This window comes from Tritonibacter multivorans, assembly GCF_001458415.1.
GTDB lineage: Bacteria > Pseudomonadota > Alphaproteobacteria > Rhodobacterales > Rhodobacteraceae > Epibacterium > Epibacterium multivorans.
In genome coordinates this window covers 1-23,971 of sequence record NZ_CYSD01000001.1, presented here as the reverse complement: position 1 = coordinate 23,971, position 23,971 = coordinate 1, and the positions used below count along the sequence as shown (strand labels likewise).

Here is a 23,971-nt window from a genome sequence, read left to right as displayed (position 1 = left end):
AAGGTTCTGGCGGAAAACACCGCCTACGCCGCGGCCACCATCCCCGGCGGCCTGTACCCGGGCAACGAGGGCGACATTGCCTCCTGGGGTCCGAAAGCGACCTTCGTGACCGATGCGGGTGCCTCTGATGAAGTGGTCTATGTGCTGGTGAAATCCATCTTTGAAAACTTCGACGACTTCAAAAAGCTGCACCCGGCCTTTGGTCGTCTGACCCAGGAAGAGATGGTCAAAGACGGTCTCTCCGCGCCTCTGCACCCCGGTGCGGTCAAATACTACAAAGAGCAAGGCTGGATGTAATCCTACCCACCGAAAAGCTTTGGTCCCGGCGTGAATTTTCGCGCCGGGATCGCGACCATATTTCAGGGGTAAGGGTTCTATGACGCAGGCGCATGAGACTGAGCAATCCGACGGCCAACTCGAGGATTTTGTTGCCGACAATGACACCGGTGGGCGGCAGCCTCGGGATGCTTTTGGACAGCGGGCGCTGTGGTACATCCCCCTTGTCTGGTCGCTCTACCAGCTTTGGATTGCGTCGCCCCTTCCGTTCATGCTGGGGATCGGGGTCTGGAACGACACCCAAACCCGTGCGATCCACCTCGGCTTTGCGGTTCTGCTGGCGTTCATCGCCTTTCCCGGTCTGAAATCGAGCCCGCGCTATCATATTCCGATGATCACCTGGGGCGTTGCCGCCATCGGCGCGCTGGCGGCGTCTTACCTGTTTTATGCCTACAATGGCGTGGCCGCGCGGTCAGGCTCTCCCAGTCAGGTGGACGTCATCGTTGCTGTCATTGGCATTGTCCTCCTGCTCGAAGCCGCGCGCCGGTCGCTGGGGTTCCCGCTGATGGGGGTGGCGCTGTTCTTCCTCGCCTATGTCTTCTTTGGGTCGTGGTCCGGCCTGCCCGAGGTCATCCAGTGGAAAGGCGCGTCGCTCAACAAAGCGATGAGCCATATGTGGCTGACCACCGAAGGGGTCTTTGGCGTCGCGCTGGGGGTGTCGTCGGGATTTGTCTTTCTGTTTGTGCTGTTTGGCGCGTTGCTCAATCAGGCAGGTGCTGGCAATTACTTCCTGAAACTGGCCTTTGCCGCCCTTGGCCACCTGCGCGGTGGACCGGCAAAAGCGGCAGTGATTGCCTCAGCCGCAACAGGGCTGATTTCGGGCTCTTCCATCGCCAACGTCGTCACCACAGGCACCTTTACCATCCCGTTGATGAAGAAGGTCGGCTTTCCCGCCACCAAGGCCGGCGCGGTTGAGGTCTCGTCGTCAATCAATGGCGTGCTGACCCCGCCCGTGATGGGCGCTGTTGCGTTTCTGATGACCGAATACGTCGGTATTTCCTATGTGGAGGTGGTGAAAACCGCGATCATCCCGGCGGCGATTTCCTATGTCGCGCTGGTCTATATCGTCCACCTTGAGGCGCTGAAGATGGGCATGACCGGCACCTCGCGGATGAACCCAATCAAGTTCATGCTGGGCGCGATCTTCATTATTGCCGCTTCCATCGTGGTTGCCGGTGGCACCCTGTTCCTGCTCGGCGTGATTGTGGACGCGGTTGAGGCCGCGCTTGGCCCGGCATCGACCTATGTGCTGGTGCTTGCCATGGCCGCCGCATATGTGGCTGCCGTCTGGTACGCCGCCCAAGGGCCCGACCTTGAGATGAGCCTGGAGAGCATGCAGCATCTGCCGCCCACCAAGGAGATCTTCAAGACCGGCGTGCATTACCTGATGCCGATCCTTTTGCTGATGTACCTCTTGATGATCGAACGCAAATCACCGGGGCTGTCGGCGTTTTGGTCGGCGATTGCCATGCTGGTGATCCTTGCGACGCAAAACCCGCTCAAGGCGTTTTTCCGTGGGCAAAGCAACCTCGGCGCGGAAGTCCGCCGTGGCTTTGACGAGATCTGCGAAGGGCTGATTGTGGGCGCGCGCAATATGATCGGTCTGGCTGCGGCCATGGGCGTGGCGGGTATTATCGTGGGTGCTGTGACGCTCACCGGGATTGGTCAGGTCATGGCCGAGTTTGTCGAATTCCTCTCGGGCGGCAACCTTCTGGCCATGCTGTTCTTCGTGGCGCTGATTTCGATCGTATTGGGCATGGGGCTACCAACAACGGCAAACTACATTGTCGTGTCCTCGCTGATGGCCGGCGTTGTGGTCGAACTGGGTGCACAGGCCGGGCTGATCGTGCCTCTGGTCGCGGTGCATATGTTTGTCTTCTACTTTGGCATCATGGCGGATGTGACACCGCCCGTGGGTCTGGCGTCCTTCGCGGCCGCCGCGATTTCCAAAGGCGACCCGCTGAAGACCGGCTTTCAGGCGTTCTTCTATTCGATCCGCACGGCGCTTCTGCCCTTCCTGTTTATCTTCAACACCGACCTTCTGCTGATTGATGTCGGCCCCTATCAGGCGGTCTTTGTCTTTATTGTCGCGCTGATTGCGATGCTGCTGTTTGCGGCCGGCACGATGAATTACTTCCTGGTAAAATCCCAGCTTTGGGAAAGCGCGGTGCTCTTGCTCGTGGCGTTCACCCTGTTCCAACCGGGGTTCTTCCTGAACAAGCTGCAGCCGGAATTTGAAAGCCGCACCGCAACCGAAATCTTTGACCGCGCCGCCGCCGCGCCGGACAATGCCTCTCTCAGGGTGCGCCTGCAGGGCGAGGATCTGGATGGCAATCAGGTCGATGCCCGTTACTTGCTGCCCCTTGGGGCCGCAGGCGGTGACGGGGTCAGCCGCCTCTATGACGGTGCCGGTATTGAGTTCCGCGAGGAAGACGGAGCGATCTTTGTCGACAACCTCAACTTCGGCGGCCCGGCCGAACAGCTGGGCATTGATTTCGACTGGCAGCTGCAAGAGCTCGAAGTGGCCGCCGACCGGATGCCACAAGAGATCTTCTATATCCCCGCCTTCCTGCTTTTGGGGTTCATCGTAATGCTGCAACTGCGGCGCAAACGTATCCAGGAAGAAGGAGTACCGGCATGACCAAACATATCCTCTGCGCATTGGATCTGACGCATCTGGAAACCGAAGGCGCGCTTTTGAAAAAGGCCGCCGATCTGGCGGGGTTCTACGGCGCCACCCTCAGCGTGGTGACCGTACTGCCGGATTATGGGATGTCGATCGTAGGGTCGTATTTCAAAGAGGGCTCCATGAAAGCCGCAGCCGAGGCGGCGAGCACACAACTCCATGATTTTGTGTCAAAAACCCTGCCAGATGCCAAAGACGTGCAGCATCTGGTGGAGGTCGGCACTGTCTACGAACAGATCCTCGATGCGGTCAAACGCAGCCATGCGGATCTGGTTGTCGTCGGCGCTCATAAACCCGAACTGATGGACCGCTTACAGGGGCCAAACTCGGCCCGCGTGGCGCGCTATGCACCCTGCTCGGTGCTGGTTGTGCGGGATTAATCCTGCACCACCAACAGCGCGCGATACATATCGGTCAGGAAGCGTTCTGCATTGGCATAACGTTCCTCGCGGGTCATCGGTTTGATCAAATTGATCTGGGCGGAAAAATCGGCGTAGTGCTGGGTGTTCGCCCAGATCGAGAACAGCAGATCATGCGGGTCTACAGCGCGGATTTGCCCCGCATCCATCCACGTCTGAAGCAGTGCGACGGTGCGATCCACCATCGCTTTCATCGGCCCCTCGTACAGATGTTTGATATGGGGCACCCCCTGCAGGATCTCGGTCGCAAACAGGCGGCTCTCGCGCGGGTGGTTCTGCGACATCACAAGTTTGCGCTGCACATAGGCAAGAACCTCGGCCACCGGTTCGCCCGCGGGGTCAATCTGCGCCAGCGGCTCAAGCCACAGATCGGTCAGCTGCTGGATCAGCTCCACAAAGATCGCTTCTTTGCCGTCGAAGTAATACAACAGGTTCTGTTTGGACATATCCGCTTCGGCGGCAATGGCCTCGAGTGAGGCGCCGCGCAGACCGTGACGGGCGAAAATCTCTAGCGCGGCGGCAAAGATCGCGGCACGTTTCTGAGTCTGGATACGGGAATATCCCCCAGCGGTTTTCGGGCCAGTCATGGCATCCCCCTGCCCCGTCGCCAATCACAACCGGCGCTGCGGGGAAGGCGCCGGGACACTCCGGCGCTCCCTAACATAGGGTCAAGAGGGGGCCAATGCGATATTTGACCGGATGGACAAATATCCCTAGCCCGCGTTGGGCCGCACCCGCGCAGCTGACCCATTGGCAAAGGCCTCCAACCGTGCCCGTGCCTCGGTCTGGGTGTTCACAACGCCTGCAACACAGGCTTCGGCATAGGCCGCATCCAGCGCCGACATATTGCGCATATGGCTGACGCCGGAACAGATCGCAAAATTGGTCAGCGGCAGGTTCGCCGCCGCCTTCTCTGCAATTTCCATCGCCTTGTCGAAACTGGAGCCCTCGACGCGGTATTGCGCAAGGCCCAGATCCACGGCCTCTTGGCCCTGATAAACCCGGCCGGTCAGCATCATGTCCACCATCCGCGCCTTGCCGACCAGTTCACGCACCCGGATCGTGGCCCCGCCGCCGGTGAACAATCCCCGCTGCCCTTCTGGCAGGGCGAAATAGGTGGTGGCATCCATGACCCGAATATGGGCCGCGCTGGCCAGTTCCAGCCCACCGCCCACAACCGCCCCGGTCAGCGCCGCGATCACCGGCACCCCGCCGTATTCCATCTTGTTGAAGGCCTCGTGCCAGCGCAGGCAAACCTGCCAGAACTCCTCGGGGCTGCGATCTGCGCGATGGTGTTCGACCAGATCCAGACCTGCGCAAAAATGGTCGCCTTCGCCCACCAACACCACAGCCGCGACGCCCGCGCGCAGCGCCTGCGAGAAAAAACGGACCAATTCTTCGATTGTCGCAAGATCGAGCGCATTGCGTTTCTTCGGGCGGTTCAGCCGCACCACCCATATGCCAGTGTCCTGCGGCTCTAGCGCGAGGTTGGCAAAATCTGCGGGGTCAATCGTCACCTGAGGTGTCATAAGGGGGCTCCGTATTTCTGTCTTTTTTCGACAATATGAACCTGTGCATTGCCCAAACCACGTCAACATGTGACAATTTCCTATCCCAAAGTGACAAACCAAATGCCGCAACTGACGACATCCGACAGTTTGACCGTCTCGCGCCCCTTCATTGCGGATTGGCTGCGCGCCCTGGACCGCTGTGGGGATCGCTGCGGGGACAAGCATCTGCTGCAAACCGCCTTGCAGCAGGCAGGCCTGAGTGACCCGCAACTTGGCCGGGTCGGGCGCGATCAGATTGTGACGCTGTATCAGCAGGCCGCCACCAGCAGCGGCGACGAGATGACCGGCCTGTGGTCCCGCCCCATCCGCAGCGGGGCGCTCAAGCATCTGCTGACCACCATGCGTGACGCCTCCACATTGCCTGCTGCGCTGTATCGGTTCACCACCTTCTGGAACCTCCTGCTGGACGACTACCAGCTTGATCTGTCCGAAGAGGACCAAAAGCTGCGCCTGTCCCTCAGGCCACGTGCGAGTGCGCCGACCGTGAACCGGTTCGGCCATATGCTGATGTTGAAACTGGCCCATGGGCTGCTGTCATGGCTCGCCGGCCGCGAGCTGCAAGTTGCAGCGGTGGGGCTTGCGTTTCCACGACCGGATTTTGCAGCCGACTACGCGGTTTTGTTTCCGGTCCCTGTCAGTTTCAACGCCAAAACGTCCTGTCTTACCTTCCACAGCGACCTTTTGGCGGGCGGCGTTTTGCGCAGCGATGCTGAGCTGCTGGAGTTTTTGCAGAACGCCCCGCGCGACTGGATTTTCACCGGGCTGCAGGGGCATTCCGTCTCGCTCCAGCTGCGCGCCTTTCTGGCGAGCAAACCGCCTTTTGATGCCCCCCTTCCCGAGTGCGCCGCAGCCTTGGGGCTGGAGCCCCGGACCCTGATGCGTCGCCTCAGGTCTGAGGCGACATCGTTTCAGGGCGTCAAAGACGGGCTGCGCCGTGACCTTGCGCTCCGCGCCCTCCTCGCCCGCACCCAAAGCGTTGAAGAGATCTCGCAAGACCTCGGGTTTTCCTCCAGCGCGAATTTTCACCGGGCTTTTCGCCGTTGGACCGGGCGGACACCGGGGCAAATTCGCGCCGCCGCACTGGGCATTTAGCCTTGCCAACAGGGGGAACCAACCGCGCTATTCCCCCCACAAAAGCTGCTGAAAATGTGGCAGACCTTTCATAAGCCTTGATCCAGCCTTAACAACGGCACAGTTTGCCTCGAAAACGTGGCAACGCAGCGTCGGCCATGGGCCCGCAATGGGCCCAAGTGGGATTGGGGCGCGTAATTTGGCAAGGCTAGCAGGGGAAAAGGCATGACACTCAACACGATCGGCATGTTGTGGATGGAAGGACCGCTGAGCTATCTGGAACAGCTCTGTGTCAAATCCTTTGTCGACGCGGGTCACCCTGTGGTTCTGTATCACTATGGTCCGCTGGAAAATGTCCCCGGAGGTGTTGAACTGGACGATGCTGAACAATTCCTGCCGCGCGAAGGGTTTTTGACCCACAAACGCACGGGCAGCCCGGCGCTGCATTCCGATGTGTTCCGCTACAAAATGCTGAAAGCCAACCGGAACATGATCTGGGCCGACACAGACGCCTATTGCCTGCGCCCGTTCGAAACCCCCAACGGGCATTTTTACGGCTGGGAATCCAAGACCCATATCAATGGCGGCGTCCTTGGCCTGCCGCATGACTGCGCCACGCTGGATGCGCTGCTGGACTTCACTTCGGATGAATTTGCCATTCCCAGCTACTATGGGCCCGAATACGAGAAGGAACTGATCGACGCCAAAGCAGCCGGAAACCCCGTGCACGCCAGCGAACAGCCTTGGGGCGTCTGGGGCCCCCATGCGGTCACACATTTCCTGCATGAAACCGGCGAGGCAAAATATGCACTGCCGCAAGAAGGGCTGTATCCCTTCCTGTTCAAAGATCGCCGCAAGATGCTGAAGGCAAACTTCGACACCACCGGCTACATCACCGAAAATACGTATTCTGTGCACTTCTACGGCCGCCGAATGCGCAAGCGTCTGGTCGAGCGCGAAGGTGGCATTCCCCATCCCAAAAGCTTGATCGGGCAGCTGCTGGCCAAACACAAGGTCGACCCAGCCAAAGCGCCCCTGCCCGTTGCAGCCCCCGCGCCGGAACCTGAAGTGAAGGCCGAAAAACCCGCGCGCGCGCCGCTCAAGGGGCAAGTGAACCTGACGGATCTGGCCGAAAAATACGGTTCCGAAAACGGGGCAGCAAAGCACCGCTATAGCGAACTGTATCAAATGCTGATGTTGCCTTATCGAGGCCGCGCCGTGAACCTTCTCCAGCTTGGTCTGGACATCGGCGGCGGCACCGAAGCCGCCGAACAGTTCGAGCTGCCCACAGCACAGATGTGGCTGGAATATTTCCCCAAAGGCAAGGTGCACGCACTGGATACCGTTGACAGTGTGGAATTCACCGATGAACGGTTCCGTTTCAAAAACTGGGATCCTGAGGCCCGCGACAGCATTGCAGCGGCCACGCAGGATCTGCCTGCGCTCGACTTTATTGTGGATGATGCCTCGCAAGCCTCGCACCACCAGCAGTTCGCGTTTCTTGAGCTTTGGGACAAACTGAAATCTGGCGGCATCTACGTGATCGAAGATCTACGCTGGCAACCGCCGACCCTGGAACGCGATGGCTTCACCAAATCGGGCGAGCTGTTCTATGGCTTCCAGGTCGAAAAGCGCTTCCAGCATTCGGACCCAGCGCTCGAGGCAGACTTGAACGCGATCGCGCCGGAAATTTCGGGCTGCTTCCTGTTCCAGGTGGGCTACAACGTCAAGAAACGCCATCAGGTGGCCGTGATCCACAAGCGTTGATCTGATGTCTGCAACACACCCGGCCAAACCGCAGCTGTATCTGCGCCGCCTTGCCTGCCAGACAACGCCCGCCGGGCCGGTTCTGGAGGCCGTCAGCGCCGGGCCAGAGGCTGGCGGCTGCCGCCTGTTCTTTACCCGCGCCTCTGACGCAAAAGATGTAGGTCGTTACCTGGAAGGGCTGCCTGCGCCGATCCCCTCGCCGCAGGTGATCACCCTGAACGGCGCGCCTTTTGTGATCAGCGATGCGCTGCCTGCTGGGCTTACCGCTTCGCCCGCGGAACCCGGTCTTTTGGCCGGGCGCAATGTCTTGCTGGGTGTGCGAAACGGCCAATCAGCCGACGTGGTCCTGCAGTGGTTGCGCCACCACCACGACCAGTTCGGTGTTCGGGGCGCGGTGCTGTTCAACCGGACCCGCGAAGGCCAGGACATCGACTTCATCACCGAACTGCGCAGCCAACTTGCGGCCTTGGGTCGTGACCTGCGGGTGGTGCTGATCGAAAGCGCCCTGCCTTTAGGGCATGACACCCTGCCCAGTGAACACCACCCCTATTGCGTTGCAGAAGCCCCCGGCAAAGACCGGATGGAGTTCCCTTCTCCCGACGCCTGGACTGCGCCGCTCGCGGAAGGCACGATCTACGAGATCGCCCGCACCCGGTTTCTGACAGAAGCCCGCGCCGTGGCCAATCTGGATATTGGCGACCTGCTGCATGTGCCCGCCAAAGCGCCTGCGCAAAATCCCTTTGACCTTGCAGCGGATGCGCCCGGTCAGGCGGTGCATCTGTCTGGCCAGCACTGCTATCCTTGGCGGCTGCGCGACGATGGTCCGGCGGGTTTTGGCGACCACATCTGCGTGCAATTCGACAAGCCCCGCTATCGCAGCCGCTGGTGTGTGGCACCAACCGGCCTTGCGCCCAACAATTTCTGGCGCTTCCGCCGGATTTCCGGTGTCGGTTTCAACGCCGAAGTTGCGTTTTATTCCTATATGGCGATCCGCCATTTGACCTCGAACCCCGGCCTGATTGTGCCCAAGACCAGCCTGATCGAATCCGAGGCTCTGCTGGCATCGGCCCAGCGCGACTTTGGTCACAAACCGGTGCGCCCGCCCAAGGTGGAATTCACCGCCCCCAGCAAGGACGCCACCCGCACCGCCATTGTCACAACGATGAAAAACGAAGGCCCGTTTATTCTGGAATGGCTGGCCTATCATCAGGCGATCGGGGTGCAGGATTTTCTGGTTTACACCAATGACTGCACGGATGGGACGGACGATATGTTCGACCTTCTGCAGGCCAAGGGCATCCTGCAACACCGCGAAAACCCCTTCCGCGAGATGGAGCTGAAGCCCCAGCACGCTGCCCTTCAAGCAGCAGAGGACGAACCGCTGATGCAGAACGCGGACTGGTGTATCTGCATGGATGTGGACGAGTTCCTCAATATCAAGGTCGGCAATGGCACCCTGCCCGAACTCTATGAGGCTGTGGGCGATGCCAATATGATCTCCTGCACCTGGCGGCTGTTTGGCAATTCCGACCGCCACCTGTTCGAGGACAGCCACACCATCGGCCAGTTCGACCGCTGCGCCGAGGAGTTTTCTCCCAAACCCCATCAAGCCTGGGGGTTCAAAACCCTGTTCCGCAATATCGGCATTTTCAAGAAGATGGGGGTGCATCGGCCCAAGGGGCTGCGCCCGCAGCTGTGGGATCAGATCCACTGGGTCAATGGATCGGGCCAGCCGCTGCCGCGCGAAGAATACCGCAATGCCTGGCGCTCCACGACCGAAACCTATGGCTATGACCTTGTGTCGCTGAACCATTACGCCGTGCGCAATGCCGAAAGCTTTCTGGTGAAACGCGACCGGGGCCGGGTGAACCACGTGGATCGCGACCAGGGCCTCGCGTACTGGTTCCGTATGAACAACAACGCCACCACGGACCGTTCCATCATGGCACGGATCCCGATGATGGAGGCCAAACTGGCCGCGCTGATGGCAGATCCCGAGATTGCAGCGCAGCATCATAAATGTGTGGCCGCCCACCGGGCCAAAATCGACGCGCTTCGCGCCCAGCCTGCACAGGCCGCTTTTTTTGAAACCCTGACCAGCGCGCGGCAAGAAAAACTGTCGCGGATGCACCGCGCCTTTGGCGCAAATGTCTTCCTCAGCGGACCGGATGTGGTGCCAGACCACGTGGTCTGGGGCGACCACCCGGAAGAGTTCTTCTTTACCGTCGAAAAGGGCGAGACCCAGCACTAGGTCCCGCCCCCTTTGTGTTGAAAGCAGTGGTTCGATCAGAAGTCCTGCCAGACCTTAGTGCCACCTGCCGCGGGACCATCTGTGCCAGTGGCCAGCTCCGCCGGGGTATCCTCAAAGGTCACGGGGTCTGCTGTCGGCGCAAAGCCATCTGAAAACCCATCCCCATGGGCGGACGCCGGTGCCGGGGCGGCAGTGCTTGTGCCGGTCTGAAAGCGCGCCACCAGATCCGCCAGTTTTTCGGCATCAGTTTTCAACAGGGTGCTTGCGGCGGTCGCCTCTTCCACCATCGCGGCGTTTTGCTGTGTCACCTGATCCAGCTGGCCCATGCCGGTGTTGATCTCGGCAATACCCGTGGACTGTTCCTGCGCGCTTTCGGCAATTTCGCCGACCAGCTCGGAAATATGCGTGACGCGAGACACAATCGAACTGAGCGCCTGACCGGCCTTGCCGACCAGTTCCACACCGCCATCAACCTGACGCTTGGATTCATTGATCAGGCCTTTGATTTCGCTCGCCGCATCAGCAGAGCGCTGCGCCAGGGATTGAACCTCGGAGGCGACAACTGCAAAGCCACGCCCAGCTTCGCCCGCGCGGGCAGCTTCGACACCGGCGTTCAGCGCCAGCAGGTTGGTCTGGAAGGCAATGTCGTCAATCACGGCAATGATCTGAGTGATCTTGGTCGAAGACCCCTCGATCTCGGTCATCGCCTGCACGGCATCCTGCACCACCTCGCCACTGGCTTCGGCTTCGCCTTTGGCCTGGCTGACAATGTTCTTCACGCTATTGGCGTTCTCCGCAGCCGAACGAACGCTCGCCGTCAGCTCGTCCAGCGCAGCTGCGGTCTGTTCCAGCGTGGCGGCCTGGCTTTCGGTCCGGTGCGACAGATCATCAGACGAATTGCCAATCTCGGCAGAGCCAGAGCGGATGCTATGGGCAGACTCCACCACATCGTCCACTGTGGTGCTGAGCTGCGACACAGCCGCGTTGAAGTCGTGACGCAGATCTTCATAGCTCTCTGGGAAGGAGACGGAAATTTCTTCGCTCAAATCCCCTTTGGACAGGCGCTGCAGACCATCGCGCAGGCAGCCGACAACCTCTTCCTGTTCTTTCTGCGCCTGCTTCTGGCGCTGTGCAGCCATTTCCGCCTGCTGAAGATCGGCACGGAATTGGACGAGAGTTCCGACGATTTCACCGATTTCATCCTTGAAATCCCGTCCGCGGATTTCTTGATCGTATTGGCCATCAGCGACCGCATGCATATCGGTGTTCAGCGTCCCGATCCGGCGGATCACGCTGCGCGCGGACAGCCAAGCCATGACCAGAACACAAAGCGCCACACCGCCGCCAATCGCGGCAAACATGGTGGTGATGAACTGCCCGGAGGCCATCGCTTCCTTGCGATCAATTTCCAGGATCAGCCCCCAGGACGCGCCATTTGGCAGCTCGACGTGGTCGGTCGCCGCCACCACGGCTTGACCATTCAGACCAACGGCATTGCTGGTGTAAATCTCCTGATCGACCAGCGCCGCTGTGATCAGCTCGTTCTGCGGCAGGCTGTCCAACGCTTTGTGGCCGCCTTCGTGGGTCGAATCCGACATTGCCATGCCACGGCTGTCCACCGCATAAACCTGACCCGTCTCGCCCAGCACATCAGAATCCGCCAGGATCGCAGCAATCCTGTCCAACGGCAGCTGAATCGCCGCAACGCCCATAATATTACCGCTACGATAGACCGGTGCCGCCATAAACAAGGCTGGCGCACCATGGCTTGGCGCGTAGCCATCGATCTCGGTCACATAGACCTCGCCCTCGGGCATTTCCATCGCCGCGCGATAGGCCTCTCCAAGACCGCTGTCTTTATAAGGGCCATCAATGAAATTCGTGGCAAAATCGTCTTCTTTGTAAACCGAATAAACCAGATTGCCGCGGTTATCGAAGAGGAACACATCATAATACCCGCGCGCACGCTGATACGCACGGAACCCCGGATGGTAATTTTTATGGCGCAGCGTCCAGGGGGATTTGTCACCGGCTGTGTCCAACAGATCTTTCTCACCGACGGGATTTGGATTGTCGGTAATATAGAGCTGACGCAGATAATCCTGCGGCTCTACCCCTTTCAGCGGACGCCAACTGTTTGCAAAATCCCGCAGGCCCAAAATCGCGTTGCCACTGATGGAAAAGGCCGAAATATCGGCCGCCGCATCATCCAGCCAGCGCTCCAGCACAGCAGAGCGTTCGTGCAAGAGGGTCTCGTAAGATGTGCGATGTTCCCCATCCAAAACTTTGTGTACCTGAATGCTCAGCATGCTCACCGCGAGCAACAGGATCAAAACCGGGGGAACGGCAATGAAAATTGGCAACTTGACCGCAAGGGCCGTGCGCTGAAGTAGTCTGGAAATAGGGTTCATCTGCTAGGCCCTTTTGTTCTGCATATTCGGAAGTCGGCGAGGGTGTTGCGTAAATCTGCAAAAAAGGTGCCTGCAATTTCTTTCCCGCAGCTTAATTGCGGGTGTTTCCACCGCTGCATGTAAAGGAATCCCAAAAGTCACGCTGCGAAAACGCTGAAATTGCTGCAATTTCACGCAGGAAACGCAATTTTCCCGAAAAAATGGAAAGTGTACTTTCCGTTTTCAGCCCGGGCGGCGCGGCGAAAAATTGATTCGGATTGGGCACTTAACAGCGCAGGGCGGCCAGAATTGGAAGGTCACGCTGGGCCGCACGGACGCGCGGGCCGTATTGCGCGGCTCTACTGACCGCTCAGCCAACAAAGGACGACCAGACTTTCTGCCAGATATCGACAAGAAAAGTGCCAGCTTTGGCCTACAGAAAAGCTGCACAAACGGCGCTGGACAATCGACCATCTGGCCGATTTGTCTATCTTTTCATGTGCTTGAGAAGATGGTGCTGCTGGAGAGAATCGAACTCTCGACCTCTCCCTTACCAAGGGAGTGCTCTACCTCTGAGCTACAGCAGCGCCGGTGAGGGGGCTTCTACGCATAACCGCAGGGGAGCGCAAGAGCATCTAGAAAGTTTTTTTCGACTAAGTTAGAGAAAGTTCATGTCACAGACCAAAAAACCTTCCACCCTCCAGTCAGAGAGCACCCGCGAGGATCGTCTCAAGGCTGCACTGAAGGCGAACATGGCCCGACGCAAGGCGCAAGCCAAAGCAAGGGCTGCAAAAAATGAAGCCACAGACAACATAACGGGCAACAGCTCCGACGATACTGAGGAATAAAGAGCAGATGGATTCGATTCTGGTAACCGGTAACGGGCCGCTTCACGGGGAGATCCCGATCGCAGGTGCAAAAAACGCCTGCCTGACTTTGATGCCGGCCACTTTGCTTAGTGAAGAACCGCTGACCCTGACCAATGCACCCCGCCTAAGCGACATTCGCACCATGACGACGCTGCTGCAGTCGCTGGGCGCCGAAGTTTCGGCGCTGAACGACGGTCAGGTGCTGGCCATGTCCAGCCATGGGCTGGATAACCACACCGCCCATTATGACATTGTGCGCAAAATGCGCGCTTCCATTCTGGTGCTGGGTCCGATGCTGGCCCGCGAAGGCCATGCGGTGGTCTCGCTGCCCGGCGGCTGCGCCATTGGTGCGCGCCCGGTTGACCTGCACCTCAAGGCGCTGGAAGCCATGGGCGCCGAGCTGGATCTGAAAGACGGCTATGTCCACGCGCGCGCGCCAAAGGGCCGCCTGCAGGGCGGTGTTGTGGACTTCCCGATTGTCTCGGTTGGGGCCACGGAAAACGCGTTGCTCGCTGCGACGCTGGCCAAGGGCACAACCGTCATCAAGAATGCCGCACGCGAACCGGAAATCGTCGACCTTGCCGACTGCCTGCGCAAAATGGGCGCACAGATCGAAGGTGACGGCACCTCGACCATCACCATCCAGGGTGTGGACCGTCTGAATGGTGCCACGCACCCGGTGGTCACCGACCGGATCGAGCTGGGCACATATATGCTGGCCCCTGCGATCTGCGGTGGCGAGGTTGAGCTGCTCGGTGGTCGCCGCAATCTGCTCGAGGCCTTTTGCCAGAAGCTCGAAGAAACCGGGCTCGAGGTCACCGATACCGAAAAGGGACTGAAAGTCGCCCGCAAGAATGGCCGCGTGAAAGCTGTCGATGTGGTGACAGAACCCTTCCCCGGCTTCCCAACCGATCTTCAGGCGCAGTTCATGGCGCTGATGTGCACCGCAGAAGGCACCGCGACGCTGGAAGAAAAGATCTTTGAGAACCGCTTTATGCATGCCCCCGAGCTGATCCGCATGGGCGCCAAGATCGAAGTCCAAGGCGGCACCGCCAAAGTGACCGGCGTCGAAAAGCTGAAAGGGGCGCCCGTGATGGCAACCGACCTGCGGGCATCCGTTTCACTGATCCTGGCCGGCATGGCCGCCGAAGGAGAGACCCGCGTGTCGCGCGTCTATCATCTGGATCGCGGTTACGAACATGTTGTGCGCAAGCTGTCTGGTGTTGGCGCCACAATCGAACGTATCAAGGAGGACTAATGGCAGATGCAACCTTTGAAGAGGGTCGCGAGGCCCCGCTGAACCTTGGCGCCGAGACGCCCGAGGACCTCTCTGTGCTCTCTTCTTTGGTGCAGGATGCTGTTTTCACCTCCCCCCAGATGGCATGGCGGCCGCGCGAGCACCGCTTTGCCATTCTCCTCAACCGCTTCCGCTGGGAAGACCGCGTTGCGGCGGAACGGCGCGGCCGCGCCTTTGAACGGGTGCAGTCGCTGCTGGTCATCGACACCGTTCTGGGCGTTGCCTCGCAGGGGATCGATCGCAAAGACAAAGACCTTGTTCTGTCGCTTCTGGATGTCCGTTTTGAAGCGGGCGACGATGGCGCAGGCCATATTGTCCTGACCCTGGCGGGCGATGGCGCCTTGCGCCTGCAGGTCGAAGCGCTGGATGTTTCTCTCAAGGACGTGACACGTCCGTATGAAGCCCCCTCTGGCAAGGCCCCAAAGCACCCAGAATGATCATCCGACAACTGAACACCAGTGACCTCGACGCGTTTCGCATTGTGTGGACGGATGGGCTGACCCGGTTTCCGGGCGCTTTCCTGCTCACCCCGAACGAGGCCGCCGTGACCTCGGATGCGCGGGTGCGCGACGGTCTGGCGGCAGGTTACAATTGGGGCGTAGAAGAGGATGGCCACCTTGTGGGCATTGCGGGCCTGCGCGCGCGGTCGGTGGAACGGCTGCGCCATTCGGCGGAACTGGGTCCTTTCTACGTCAAACCTGAATATCAACGACGCGGTCTGGGTCAGGCAATGCTGGCCAGGATGCTGGACTACGCGCGTTCACGCGGGATCCTGCAGGTTGAACTGCGTGTGGATGACACCAACAAGGCTGCAATTTCTTTCTATCAGGCGGCCGGGTTCATCGCCTTCGGGCTGCACCCACGGTCGGTCATGATCGATGGCAAGCCCCGCAATGACCTTTTGATGCTGTACGCCCTGGATCACGACGTGGAGCTCCCGAAACCCTTGTCCGACGCCCTCGCACGTTAGGTCTTTGACGGTCTGCCAGCACCTATTTCACCCAAGGATCTTGAGACCCGGCCCACTCGGCAGTATTCCGAGCACAAAGGAGTGCCCCAATGCCCGTTTTTCTGACCACAAATGATGCCGATTTCGAGGCCCGTTTTACCGACCTCTTGAACGCCAAGCGCGAAGACAGCCCGGATGTGGACGCGATTGTTGCGGGCATTATTCATGACGTACGCACCCGCGGGGATGCGGCGCTGGTGGAGCTGACCAACAAATTCGACCGTATGGATCTGACCGCAGCCGACCTGCGCATTACCGACGCCGAGATCGAAGCCGCCGTCGCCACAGTGTCGGATGAAGAACGCGCCGCTCTTGAGCTGGCCGCCGAACGCATCCGCGCCTATCACGCGGAACAAATGCCGGAAGACAAGCAATGGACCGATGCGGCAGGGGCAACGCTGGGCTGGCGCTGGTCTGCGGTCTCTGCGGCCGGGCTTTATGTGCCGGGTGGTCTGGCGTCCTATCCGTCTTCGGTTCTGATGAACGCGATCCCGGCCAAGGTTGCAGGCGTTGAACGCCTTTGCATTACCGTGCCGACGCCCGACGGGCAGATCAACCCGCTGGTGCTGCTGGCGGCCAAGATCGCAGGTGTTGATGAGATCTACCGCGTTGGCGGCGCGCAGGCTGTGGCGGCGCTCGCCTATGGCACGGAAACCATTGCCCCCGTGGACAAGATCACCGGCCCCGGCAATGCCTTTGTGGCGGCGGCCAAGCGCCGCGTCTTTGGCAAGGTCGGCATCGACATGATCGCGGGCCCCTCCGAAATCCTTGTGATCGCCGACAAGGACAACAATCCCGACTGGATCGCGCTGGATCTGCTGAGCCAGGCTGAACACGACGAAAGCGCGCAGTCCCTGCTGATCACCGATGACGCCGATTTTGGCCGCGCCGTGGCCGCCGCCGTGGATAAACGTCTGGAAACATTGGAACGCCGCGCCATTGCGGGCCCCAGCTGGCGCGATTATGGCGCCGTGATCGTGGTCAAGGATCTGGACGAGGCCGCAGCCCTGTCGAACCGGATTGCCCCCGAACACCTGGAGCTTTGCGTCGCAGACCCTGTGGCCCTGTCGGAACAAACCATCCACGCAGGCGCGATTTTCCTCGGCCAATACACGCCCGAAGCCATTGGCGATTACATCGGCGGGCCGAACCACGTGCTGCCGACCGCGCGCTCTGCGCGCTTCTCGTCCGGCCTGTCGGTGATGGATTTCATCAAACGCACCACGCTCAGCCAGATGACCCCCGAAGCGCTCAAGGCGATCGGCCCCGGCGCAGCCGTTCTGGCCAAAAGCGAAAGCCTGGAGGCGCACGGTCTGTCGGTTCTGGCCCGCTTGGAGAAACTCAACCGCTAAGCTTGCCATCGCGCCCCATGTGACGCAGAGTTCCCCGCAGCGCGGACAGAGATCTTTCTGCACCTGCATTGTAAGGGAGACACACCTGCGCTACCACTTTGGGGAACCTGAAACTGCACCACAGACCGCAACGGGATAAACCGATGAGCCGGATCAGCCAAATAGAGCTGGATGACAGCAACCTGCCGCCTCCCACCCCGGAGATCGAACAGGAACGCAAAGTGGCAATCTTCGATCTGATCGAAGACAATAGCTTTGTCCTGCCCAAACGGGACGAACGCGCCGTGCCCGATGGCCCCTATCATCTGGGGCTGGCGATCCGTGAAAAGCGGCTGGTCTTTGATGTGGAAACCGAAAAGGGCGATAAGGCCGCAGAATTCCACCTGTCGCTGTCGCCCTTCCGGCAAGTGGTCAAAGACTACTATCAAATCTGCGAAAGCTACTTCAATGCGGTGAAAACCCTGCCGCCCAGCCAGATTGAAACCATCGATATGGCGCGCCGGGGCATCCACAACGAAGGCAGTCGCGTCCTGCAAGAACGCCTGGATGGCAAGGCCGAGGTCGACACCGACACCGCCCGCCGCCTGTTCACGCTGATCTGCGTCTTGCATTTCGGAGGCTGATGCGTGGAGCCACTTCCGCAGTCGATTTTGTTTTGCTGTGACCACAATGCGGTCCGGTCCCCCATGGCCGAGGGGATCATGAAAAAGCTTTATGGCACCGGCACCTACGTACAGTCCGCCGGTGTCAAAAACGATCTGGAAATCGACGGCTTCTGCATTTCGGTCTGCCAGGAAATCGATGTGGAACTGTCGCGCCATCAATCGCGCTCTTTCGACGAGATGGAGCAATGGGGCGACGACATCTCTTCTTATGATCTGGTGATCGCGCTGTCGCCCGCCAGCCAGCGCCAGGCGCTGGAACTCACCCGATTTTTTCACCTCGATGTCGAATATTGGCCAATTATGGACCCTACTGGGCTGGGAGAGACGCGCGACGCCAAGCTAGAAAGCTACAGGCAAACCCGCGACCAGATCATTGCCCGCCTGAAAGAGCGTTGGGGTGATCCGGCCGCTTGACCGGAGAACGACATGACCGACACCATCGCGCGCTATTTCGCGGCCTTTAATGCAGACGACACCGAAGCCATGATCGACTGTCTGGCGGATGACGTGGCCCACCACGTCAACGAAGGCAATATTCGCATCGGCAAGGCAAAGTTCCGCGACTTCTGCGCCCATATGGACCGCTGCTACAAAGAAAACCTGACGGATATGCAGATCTTTGTCAGCGACGACGGCACCCGCGCGGCGGCAGAATTCACCGTGAACGGCACCTATCTGGCCACCGATGAAGGCCTGCCCGAAGCGACTGGCCAGACCTACAAACTGCCTGCGGGGTCTTTCTTCAGCCTGAAGGACGGCCAGATTACCCGCGTGACCACCTATTACAACCTCTCTGACTGGATCAAACAGGTCTCTGCCTGATGGTTTTGCGGATCGAAACCCTGACTGGCGCGGCGCTTGCGGCCGCGCTGGATGATGTCGCCCGCCTGCGCATCGCGGTGTTTCGCGACTGGCCCTATCTGTACGATGGCGACCTCGCCTATGAGCAGCGCTATATGGCCACCTACCGCGACAGTGCCTCAGCGATTGTTGTGGGGGCCTTTGACGGCGACCGATTGGTCGGCGCCTCCACCGGCACACCGCTTTCTGATCACGCCGATGATTTCGCCCGCCCCTTTGCGGACACCGGACTTGACCTGAACGACGTCTTTTACTGCGCGGAATCGGTGCTGCTGCCGGAATACCGTGGTCAGGGGGCTGGGCATGGGTTCTTTGACCACCGCGAGGCGCATGCCCGCGCACTGGGTTTCAAAAAATCCGCCTTCTGCGGCGTGCAGCGCCCAGCCGACCACCCCATGCAACCCGCAGATTATGCGCCGCTGGATCCCTTCTGGCGCAAACGCGGCTATGCGCGGTTAGAGGGCGTCGTGGCAGAGTTCAGCTGGAAAGACGTCGGGCACCAAGACGAGACCAAGAAGCCACTGCAATTCTGGATCCGGGACCTGTAGCACATGAAGATCGCCACCTCGGCCTACCCGCTGACCTTTTTTGACAGTTGGCGCCAATACGAAGACAAAATAGCCCATTGGGTGTCGGATGCGGCGGACAATGGCGCGGATCTGCTGATGTTTCCCGAATACGGTGCGATGGAGCTTGCCACGCTCGATGGGGCCGATGTTGCGGGTGACCTCGAAGGGTCGATCCGCGCGGTGTCGGAGAAAATGGAAGATGCCGCCGCGCTGCATGCCAAACTGGCCACAGAAAACAACGTCCATATCCTTGCCGCTTCAGCCCCCGTCATGACCGGCGCGCCGCGGCCTGTGAACCGGGCGGAGTTCTTCTCCCCCACAGGCGGGCGCGATCATCAGGACAAGCAGATCATGACCCCGTTTGAACGCGACCCATGGGATATCGTTGCAGGCGGGCCGCTCAAGCTGTTCGACACCGCACTTGGCAAAATCGGCGTTCTGATCTGCTATGACAGCGAATACCCACTTTTGGCGCGGGGGCTGTCCGAGGCCGATGTGATTCTCGCGCCCTCCTGTACGGAAACGCTGGCGGGGTACTGGCGGGTGCGCATTGGCGCGATGGCGCGGGCATTGGAACAACAGTGCATCACCGCGCAATCCTCGATCGTGGGCACCTATTCATGGTCCGAAGCGGTGGATGTAAACACCGGCGCTGGCGGTATTTTCTGCCCACCTGACAAGGGCTTCCCTGGCACAGGGGTGCTGGCAGAAGGGGGGCTAAACACCCCAGGCTGGACCTATGCAGAAGTCGATCTTGCCGCGATTGCCGAGGTTCGCGTCAATGGCGGGGTGCGAAACCGCCTGCATTGGGACGAGCAGAAGGGACGCGAAACGGCCACTAATGTCCGATTGACGTGATTGCACCCTTGAAAACTTGGGGAAATGCCCCCATTTAAGCCCTCATCCCGTGACGTGCGGGCTGCCCCTATTGGGGCTTACTCAACGATGGAGACAACATGGCCAAGGAAGATACGCTCGAATTTCCCGGTGTCGTGAAGGAACTCCTGCCCAATGCGACGTTTCGGGTCGAGCTGGAAAACGGCCATGAGATCATCGCACATACGGCAGGCAAGATGCGCAAAAACCGCATCCGTGTTCTGGCAGGCGACCGGGTACAGGTGGAAATGACACCTTATGACCTGACCAAAGGCCGGATCAACTACCGCTTCAAATAAGCGGACGATCTGCCAAACATCAAAAAGGCCCGGCCTCTCGCCGGGCTTTTGTTTTTTCGCACTGGTAGAAAAGCGCTGCTGTGCAGCGCTGCCTCCGGCGGGGATATTTAGAAAAAGATGAAAGCGGCGCGGCTTTTCAGCACGCGCGCCCGGCAGTATGACGGGACAGGAACAACAGGAGGCCAGCCATGGCGTTCATTCTCGGATCAGGCAGCCCAAGGCGGCTGGAGCTTTTGGGGCAATTGGGCGTGGTGCCAGATCAGGTTTCCCCACCCGACATTGATGAGACCCCACTCAAAGGCGAGCTGCCGCGTGCCTATTGCGCCCGTGTGACCCGCGAAAAGGTGCAGGCTGTGGCCGCCGGTGCGGATGATATCGTCCTATGTGCTGACACCACTGTGGCCTTGGGGCGCCGGATTATGGGCAAACCTTCCGATGCAGGCGAAGCTGCCGCGTTTCTGATGGCCCTCGGCGGTCGCCGCCACCGGGTGATCACCGCCGTTGCCGTCCGCAAGGGGGAGAAGGTCTGGGAACGTGATGTTGTTTCGGCCGTGCAAATGAAACGCCTCAGCGACGAAGAGCTGAACGCCTATCTCGCGACTGGCGACTGGGACGGCAAGGCCGGCGGTTATGCCATTCAGGGGCCCGCAGGCGCTTTTATCCCTTGGATCGCAGGGTCCTTCACCGGCATTGTCGGCCTGCCCCTGTCTGAGACCGCAAACCTGCTGCAAGCTGCAGGATACCCGCTTTATAAGGAGGCCGCGCAATGAAGGGCCGTCAGATCATTCTCGACCATATCAACGACCGCGAAGCCGCCGCCTTGATGGTGGATGGCAAGCTGGACGATTTCCTGATCGAAGGCGACGCACCTGCGCCGGGCACCATCTACCGTGCCCGCGCAGATCGCCCGGTCAAAGGCCAGGGTGGCATGTTTCTGACCACGCCGGATGGGTCAGCCTTCCTCAAGCAGGTCAAGGGCCTGTCCCCCGGGCAGATGCTGTTGGTGCAGGTCACGGGCTATGCCGAAGACGGCAAGGCCATTCCGGTGACCCAGAAGGTGCTGTTCAAAAGCCGCTATGCCATTGTAACGCCCGAAGCGCCCGGTCTGAACATCTCTCGCTCCATCCGCGACGAAGACGAACGCGACCGCCTGCTGGAAATCGCCCATGAGGTCATGGAGGGCTGTGACTATGGCCTGATCCTGCGCTCTGCCTGCGCGGGGTCCGACCCGGACGAGATCGCCGAAGACATCGCCGCCATGCGCGCCATGGCAGATCAGGTTCTGGCCGATGAGAGCACCGAGCCCGAAACCCTGACCGAAGGCGACACGCCACATCTTCTCGCCTGGCGGGAATGGTCCGAACCGGCGCAGGTAGAAAGCGCGCCCGGCAGCTTTGAACGCTGCGGTGTGCTGGACGCGCTGGATGACACCATGGGGATTTCCGTCTCGCTGGGGGGTGGGGCGTCGCTGTTTGTCGAACCCACCCGCGCTTTTGTCGCGGTTGACGTCAATACAGGGTCCGACACCTCCATGGCGGCTGGTCTGAAGGCCAATATGGCTTGCGCCAAGGCTCTGGCCCGTGTGCTGCGTGTGCGTGGTTTGGGTGGCCAGATTGTGGTCGATGCCGCGCCCATGCCCAAGAAGGACCGCCGTGCCTTTGAAAGCACCCTGCGCGCCGCATTCAAGGCCGACACAGAGGAAACCATTCTCGTGGGCTGGACCAACTTGGGTCACTTTGAACTTCAACGCAAACGCAGCCGTCTGGCGGTGGCGGGGCTGCTCTCATGAGCTGCCCCATTTGCGGCGAAGACACGCGCCCCGACTTCCGCCCTTTCTGCTCGCGCCGCTGTGCCGATATTGACCTGGTACGGTGGATGAACGGGACCTACGCCGTCCCCAGCACAGAGCAGGAAGACCTTGAAAACGCATTGGAAAACGCGATGCGAGAGGGGTCTGAGAAAGAAAATGCACCTCATTAGCATTTTTCTTCAAAAAGGCTCTGGACACTCCCCCAGCTAAAGCATAGAACGCCCCCACCCAAGGCGAACAGCCTAAACCCTGCCCGGGTAGCTCAGGGGTAGAGCAGTGGATTGAAAATCCTCGTGTCGGTGGTTCGATTCCGCCCCCGGGCACCACATTCCCTTCCAGTTGTGGTTCTAGATTTCTTCCAGTAGCCTGAATTTCATAGAAAATATCGGACCCTTTGTCCGAGATTGTCCGGAGCGATCCAGTCCAATCTACCCTAAATGGGGGTATAGGTCGGGGTATCGCCGAGGTCGTGAAATAAGGGTACCCCCAGATGCCTGTTCTGAGTGACGCTAAGGTCCGCGCGCTAAAGCCAAAAGCGAAGCCTTACAAACAGGCCGACTTTGATGGCTTGTTCCTCTTGATCAATCCAGGCGGGTCGAAGCTCTGGCGGTTCAAGTGTCGCTGGATGGGCAAGGAAAAACTCCTGTCCTTTGGGAAGTACCCTGATCTGAGCCTTAAGCAGGCGCGGGACAAGCGGGACGAGGCGCGCAAGGTGCTTGCCGCGGGCAAGGACCCATCATTTGAACGAAAGCGCGCGCAGATTGCTAAGGAAGCCGAGCACCGGGAAACCTTCGGCAGGCTCGCTAGCGCCTTGCTCGAGAAAAAGCGTCATGAAGGCAAATCTGCATCCACTCTAGCCAAGACGGAATGGCTTCATGGCCTCCTGTGTGCAGACTTGGGTGCTTATCCAATTAGCCAGATCAGCGCCCGGGATGTTCTTGTGAGCTACTCCCCAATGATTGGACAGGTTCTGGCGTAAATTAAGCTACTCTTTGCACCTGCTGATCGGGGTTTGTTGTTTCATTTCTCAGCGAATAGATCATGGCTGGTGGTTTGCCGCCAAGAGCAGAATGGGGGCGTTTGTGATTGTAAAACTCCATCCACTTCCTGACGCCCGCCTTTGCCTCTGATCCAGTCTCCCAAGCGTGCAAATAAACACACTCGTATTTCAGGGATCGCCAGAGCCGCTCGACGAAGATGTTGTCGAGGAACCGGCCTTTACCATCCATCCACTGCCCGGCAGGGCATTGCGTAGCAATGTCCCGAGAGGGGAGATACGAACACCAGATCGCCGCAACCGGTCCGTCCATGCAAAGGACGTGAACTGACTGCCCTGATCCGTATTCATGATTTCAGGCGGGCCGAACTTGTGGGTCGCTTCGTTCAGCGCATCGACGCAAAACTCTGCCTCGAGCGTGTTTGAGATACGCCATGCCAGAACCTTGCGCGTGTGCCAGTCCATGATGGCCACCAGATACAGAAAGCCGCGCCGCATCGGTAGATATGTGATGTCGGCGCACCAAACTTGATTTGGCCGATTTACCCGCAACCCGCGCAGTAGATAAGGGTAAATCTTGTGACCCTTTGCAGCTTTGCTCGTATTGGGTTTCTGATAGATCGGCATGAGACTGACCTGCCACTGAACTTTCATCCAGCCGCGATTTGAGCCCGGTTGGTGTTTACGCCAATCGGCGCGGGTTGAGCAATCGCCCGACGCGCGGAGCTTTCATCTGGCGCAGCGGGGCGGGCGATTGCAGTGTTCAGGGTTCGGGCATAGTCAGCCGGGGTCTGGTAATCCAAGGCCGAGTGCGGGCGCTCGGTGTTGTAGTCGGTAGCCCAGGCCGCGATCACAACACGAGCGTGAGCCAGGTTG

The 23,971-nt window shown here is 59.7% G+C and carries 25 protein-coding genes, 2 tRNA genes and 1 pseudogene; 22 read left to right on the top strand and 6 right to left on the bottom strand.

Annotation, left to right across the window (positions count from 1 at the left end; all coding sequences use genetic code 11):
* The 3 genes from TRM7557_RS00140 to TRM7557_RS00130 form a co-directional block, all read left to right on the top strand.
* Positions 1-297, top strand: a 297-nt coding sequence (locus TRM7557_RS00140; protein ID WP_131727500.1) for a TAXI family TRAP transporter solute-binding subunit, incomplete at its 5' end; no start/stop codon positions are given.
* 79 nt (positions 298-376) lie between these two features.
* Positions 377-2,977, top strand: coding sequence for a TRAP transporter permease (locus tag TRM7557_RS00135; protein ID WP_058288196.1), 2,601 nt, complete (start codon positions 377-379; stop codon positions 2,975-2,977).
* Entirely contained in the window at positions 2,974-3,402 is a 429-nt protein-coding gene (locus TRM7557_RS00130; protein ID WP_058288195.1) for a universal stress protein, read from the top strand. Before TRM7557_RS00135 ends, TRM7557_RS00130 begins: the two co-directional genes overlap by 4 nt.
* Here TRM7557_RS00130 and TRM7557_RS00125 read toward each other — a convergent pair.
* Both TRM7557_RS00125 and TRM7557_RS00120 read right to left on the bottom strand, forming a co-directional pair.
* Positions 3,399-4,028, bottom strand: coding sequence for a TetR family transcriptional regulator C-terminal domain-containing protein (locus TRM7557_RS00125; protein ID WP_058288194.1), 630 nt, complete (start codon positions 4,026-4,028; stop codon positions 3,399-3,401). The two genes, TRM7557_RS00130 and TRM7557_RS00125, sit on opposite strands and share 4 nt — an antisense overlap.
* 126 nt (positions 4,029-4,154) lie before the next feature.
* A complete protein-coding gene (locus TRM7557_RS00120) occupies positions 4,155-4,970 on the bottom strand; it encodes a crotonase/enoyl-CoA hydratase family protein (protein WP_058288193.1) in 816 nt (271 codons plus the stop codon).
* Between the two features lie 102 nt (positions 4,971-5,072).
* On the opposite strand from TRM7557_RS00120, the gene TRM7557_RS00115 reads away from it, so the two are divergent.
* From TRM7557_RS00115 to TRM7557_RS00100, 3 genes are all read left to right on the top strand, one after another.
* Positions 5,073-6,104: an AraC family transcriptional regulator gene (locus TRM7557_RS00115; protein ID WP_082626454.1), complete on the top strand. Its 1,032-nt coding sequence runs from the start codon at positions 5,073-5,075 to the stop codon at positions 6,102-6,104.
* 204 nt (positions 6,105-6,308) lie between these two features.
* The gene (locus tag TRM7557_RS20215) at positions 6,309-7,850 is read left to right on the top strand and encodes a hypothetical protein (RefSeq protein WP_235811359.1); all 1,542 of its coding nucleotides are present in this window, start codon (positions 6,309-6,311) and stop codon (positions 7,848-7,850) included.
* Between the two features lie 4 nt (positions 7,851-7,854).
* Entirely contained in the window at positions 7,855-10,101 is a 2,247-nt protein-coding gene (locus TRM7557_RS00100; protein ID WP_058288192.1) for a glycosyltransferase family 2 protein, read from the top strand.
* A gap of 35 nt (positions 10,102-10,136) precedes the next feature.
* Here the strand turns inward: TRM7557_RS00100 and TRM7557_RS00095 are convergent, their stop codons facing one another.
* Both TRM7557_RS00095 and TRM7557_RS00090 read right to left on the bottom strand, forming a co-directional pair.
* Positions 10,137-12,512, bottom strand: a complete 2,376-nt coding sequence (locus TRM7557_RS00095) for a methyl-accepting chemotaxis protein (protein WP_058288191.1) — start codon at positions 12,510-12,512, stop codon at positions 10,137-10,139.
* Positions 12,513-13,003: 491 nt separating this feature from the next.
* Positions 13,004-13,078: transfer RNA gene (locus TRM7557_RS00090), tRNA-Thr, on the bottom strand.
* An 84-nt stretch (positions 13,079-13,162) separates the two neighbouring features.
* Here TRM7557_RS00090 and TRM7557_RS19900 point away from each other — a divergent pair.
* The 16 genes from TRM7557_RS19900 (at position 13,163) to TRM7557_RS00015 (ending at position 23,077) form a co-directional block, all read left to right on the top strand.
* Positions 13,163-13,339 carry a hypothetical protein gene (locus TRM7557_RS19900; RefSeq protein ID WP_165592384.1) on the top strand — a complete coding sequence of 59 codons (177 nt, stop codon included), beginning with the start codon at positions 13,163-13,165 and terminating at the stop codon, positions 13,337-13,339.
* A gap of 7 nt (positions 13,340-13,346) precedes the next feature.
* Positions 13,347-14,618, top strand: coding sequence for a UDP-N-acetylglucosamine 1-carboxyvinyltransferase (gene murA, locus TRM7557_RS00085; RefSeq protein ID WP_058288190.1), 1,272 nt, complete (start codon positions 13,347-13,349; stop codon positions 14,616-14,618).
* Positions 14,618-15,094 carry a DUF2948 family protein gene (locus TRM7557_RS00080; protein ID WP_058288189.1) on the top strand — a complete coding sequence of 159 codons (477 nt, stop codon included), beginning with the start codon at positions 14,618-14,620 and terminating at the stop codon, positions 15,092-15,094. The genes murA and TRM7557_RS00080 overlap by 1 nt, the downstream gene beginning before the upstream one ends.
* Positions 15,091-15,627, top strand: coding sequence for a GNAT family N-acetyltransferase (locus tag TRM7557_RS00075; RefSeq protein WP_058288188.1), 537 nt, complete (start codon positions 15,091-15,093; stop codon positions 15,625-15,627). Before TRM7557_RS00080 ends, TRM7557_RS00075 begins: the two co-directional genes overlap by 4 nt.
* A gap of 89 nt (positions 15,628-15,716) precedes the next feature.
* On the top strand, positions 15,717-17,018 hold the full coding sequence (gene hisD, locus TRM7557_RS00070) for a histidinol dehydrogenase (protein ID WP_058288187.1): 1,302 nt from the start codon (positions 15,717-15,719) through the stop codon (positions 17,016-17,018).
* Between the two features lie 143 nt (positions 17,019-17,161).
* Positions 17,162-17,641: a UPF0262 family protein gene (locus TRM7557_RS00065; protein ID WP_058288186.1), complete on the top strand. Its 480-nt coding sequence runs from the start codon at positions 17,162-17,164 to the stop codon at positions 17,639-17,641.
* 3 nt (positions 17,642-17,644) lie between these two features.
* The gene (locus tag TRM7557_RS00060; RefSeq protein ID WP_058288185.1) at positions 17,645-18,097 is read left to right on the top strand and encodes an arsenate-mycothiol transferase ArsC; all 453 of its coding nucleotides are present in this window, start codon (positions 17,645-17,647) and stop codon (positions 18,095-18,097) included.
* A gap of 12 nt (positions 18,098-18,109) precedes the next feature.
* Complete coding sequence (locus TRM7557_RS00055) at positions 18,110-18,505, top strand: ketosteroid isomerase-related protein (protein WP_058288184.1); 396 nt, start codon at positions 18,110-18,112, stop codon at positions 18,503-18,505.
* Entirely contained in the window at positions 18,505-19,092 is a 588-nt protein-coding gene (locus TRM7557_RS00050) for a GNAT family N-acetyltransferase (protein WP_058288183.1), read from the top strand. Before TRM7557_RS00055 ends, TRM7557_RS00050 begins: the two co-directional genes overlap by 1 nt.
* 3 nt (positions 19,093-19,095) lie before the next feature.
* Positions 19,096-19,971, top strand: coding sequence for a carbon-nitrogen hydrolase family protein (locus tag TRM7557_RS00045; protein ID WP_058288182.1), 876 nt, complete (start codon positions 19,096-19,098; stop codon positions 19,969-19,971).
* A gap of 98 nt (positions 19,972-20,069) precedes the next feature.
* A complete protein-coding gene (gene infA / locus TRM7557_RS00040; RefSeq protein ID WP_005620785.1) occupies positions 20,070-20,288 on the top strand; it encodes a translation initiation factor IF-1 in 219 nt (72 codons plus the stop codon).
* 188 nt (positions 20,289-20,476) lie between these two features.
* The gene (locus TRM7557_RS00035) at positions 20,477-21,058 is read left to right on the top strand and encodes a Maf family protein (RefSeq protein WP_058288181.1); all 582 of its coding nucleotides are present in this window, start codon (positions 20,477-20,479) and stop codon (positions 21,056-21,058) included.
* Positions 21,055-22,077 carry a ribonuclease E/G gene (locus TRM7557_RS00030; RefSeq protein ID WP_058288180.1) on the top strand — a complete coding sequence of 341 codons (1,023 nt, stop codon included), beginning with the start codon at positions 21,055-21,057 and terminating at the stop codon, positions 22,075-22,077. The genes TRM7557_RS00035 and TRM7557_RS00030 overlap by 4 nt, the downstream gene beginning before the upstream one ends.
* Positions 22,074-22,268 carry a DNA gyrase inhibitor YacG gene (locus TRM7557_RS00025; RefSeq protein ID WP_058288179.1) on the top strand — a complete coding sequence of 65 codons (195 nt, stop codon included), beginning with the start codon at positions 22,074-22,076 and terminating at the stop codon, positions 22,266-22,268. The genes TRM7557_RS00030 and TRM7557_RS00025 overlap by 4 nt, the downstream gene beginning before the upstream one ends.
* Positions 22,269-22,349: 81 nt before the next feature.
* Positions 22,350-22,424: transfer RNA gene (locus TRM7557_RS00020), tRNA-Phe, on the top strand.
* Between the two features lie 164 nt (positions 22,425-22,588).
* Positions 22,589-23,077 (top strand): Arm DNA-binding domain-containing protein, encoded by a 489-nt coding sequence (locus tag TRM7557_RS00015; RefSeq protein WP_058288178.1) that lies wholly within the window; start codon positions 22,589-22,591, stop codon positions 23,075-23,077.
* A 1-nt stretch (position 23,078) separates the two neighbouring features.
* Here TRM7557_RS00015 and TRM7557_RS00010 read toward each other — a convergent pair.
* Positions 23,079-23,734, bottom strand: a pseudogene (locus tag TRM7557_RS00010) (IS3 family transposase); the annotation flags it as partial.
* 11 nt (positions 23,735-23,745) lie between these two features.
* A partial coding sequence (locus tag TRM7557_RS00005) for an integrase core domain-containing protein (protein ID WP_165592383.1) occupies positions 23,746-23,971 on the bottom strand: 226 nt, incomplete at its 5' end.

What these genes read in the sequence shown, in the direction of transcription:
- TRM7557_RS00135 (WP_058288196.1), top strand. Translation starts at nt 377, where the DNA reads ATGACGCAGGCGCATGAGACTGAGCAATCCGACGGCCAACTCGAGGAT.
- TRM7557_RS00130 (WP_058288195.1), top strand. Translation starts at nt 2,974, where the DNA reads ATGACCAAACATATCCTCTGCGCATTGGATCTGACGCATCTGGAAACC.
- TRM7557_RS00125 (WP_058288194.1), bottom strand. Translation starts at nt 4,028, where the DNA reads ATGACTGGCCCGAAAACCGCTGGGGGATATTCCCGTATCCAGACTCAG.
- TRM7557_RS00120 (WP_058288193.1), bottom strand. Translation starts at nt 4,970, where the DNA reads ATGACACCTCAGGTGACGATTGACCCCGCAGATTTTGCCAACCTCGCG.
- TRM7557_RS00115 (WP_082626454.1), top strand. Translation starts at nt 5,073, where the DNA reads ATGCCGCAACTGACGACATCCGACAGTTTGACCGTCTCGCGCCCCTTC.
- TRM7557_RS20215 (WP_235811359.1), top strand. Translation starts at nt 6,309, where the DNA reads ATGACACTCAACACGATCGGCATGTTGTGGATGGAAGGACCGCTGAGC.
- TRM7557_RS00100 (WP_058288192.1), top strand. Translation starts at nt 7,855, where the DNA reads ATGTCTGCAACACACCCGGCCAAACCGCAGCTGTATCTGCGCCGCCTT.
- TRM7557_RS00095 (WP_058288191.1), bottom strand. Translation starts at nt 12,512, where the DNA reads ATGAACCCTATTTCCAGACTACTTCAGCGCACGGCCCTTGCGGTCAAG.
- TRM7557_RS19900 (WP_165592384.1), top strand. Translation starts at nt 13,163, where the DNA reads ATGTCACAGACCAAAAAACCTTCCACCCTCCAGTCAGAGAGCACCCGC.
- murA (WP_058288190.1), top strand. Translation starts at nt 13,347, where the DNA reads ATGGATTCGATTCTGGTAACCGGTAACGGGCCGCTTCACGGGGAGATC.
- TRM7557_RS00080 (WP_058288189.1), top strand. Translation starts at nt 14,618, where the DNA reads ATGGCAGATGCAACCTTTGAAGAGGGTCGCGAGGCCCCGCTGAACCTT.
- TRM7557_RS00075 (WP_058288188.1), top strand. Translation starts at nt 15,091, where the DNA reads ATGATCATCCGACAACTGAACACCAGTGACCTCGACGCGTTTCGCATT.
- hisD (WP_058288187.1), top strand. Translation starts at nt 15,717, where the DNA reads ATGCCCGTTTTTCTGACCACAAATGATGCCGATTTCGAGGCCCGTTTT.
- TRM7557_RS00065 (WP_058288186.1), top strand. Translation starts at nt 17,162, where the DNA reads ATGAGCCGGATCAGCCAAATAGAGCTGGATGACAGCAACCTGCCGCCT.
- TRM7557_RS00055 (WP_058288184.1), top strand. Translation starts at nt 18,110, where the DNA reads ATGACCGACACCATCGCGCGCTATTTCGCGGCCTTTAATGCAGACGAC.
- TRM7557_RS00050 (WP_058288183.1), top strand. Translation starts at nt 18,505, where the DNA reads ATGGTTTTGCGGATCGAAACCCTGACTGGCGCGGCGCTTGCGGCCGCG.
- TRM7557_RS00045 (WP_058288182.1), top strand. Translation starts at nt 19,096, where the DNA reads ATGAAGATCGCCACCTCGGCCTACCCGCTGACCTTTTTTGACAGTTGG.
- infA (WP_005620785.1), top strand. Translation starts at nt 20,070, where the DNA reads ATGGCCAAGGAAGATACGCTCGAATTTCCCGGTGTCGTGAAGGAACTC.
- TRM7557_RS00035 (WP_058288181.1), top strand. Translation starts at nt 20,477, where the DNA reads ATGGCGTTCATTCTCGGATCAGGCAGCCCAAGGCGGCTGGAGCTTTTG.
- TRM7557_RS00030 (WP_058288180.1), top strand. Translation starts at nt 21,055, where the DNA reads ATGAAGGGCCGTCAGATCATTCTCGACCATATCAACGACCGCGAAGCC.
- TRM7557_RS00025 (WP_058288179.1), top strand. Translation starts at nt 22,074, where the DNA reads ATGAGCTGCCCCATTTGCGGCGAAGACACGCGCCCCGACTTCCGCCCT.
- TRM7557_RS00015 (WP_058288178.1), top strand. Translation starts at nt 22,589, where the DNA reads ATGCCTGTTCTGAGTGACGCTAAGGTCCGCGCGCTAAAGCCAAAAGCG.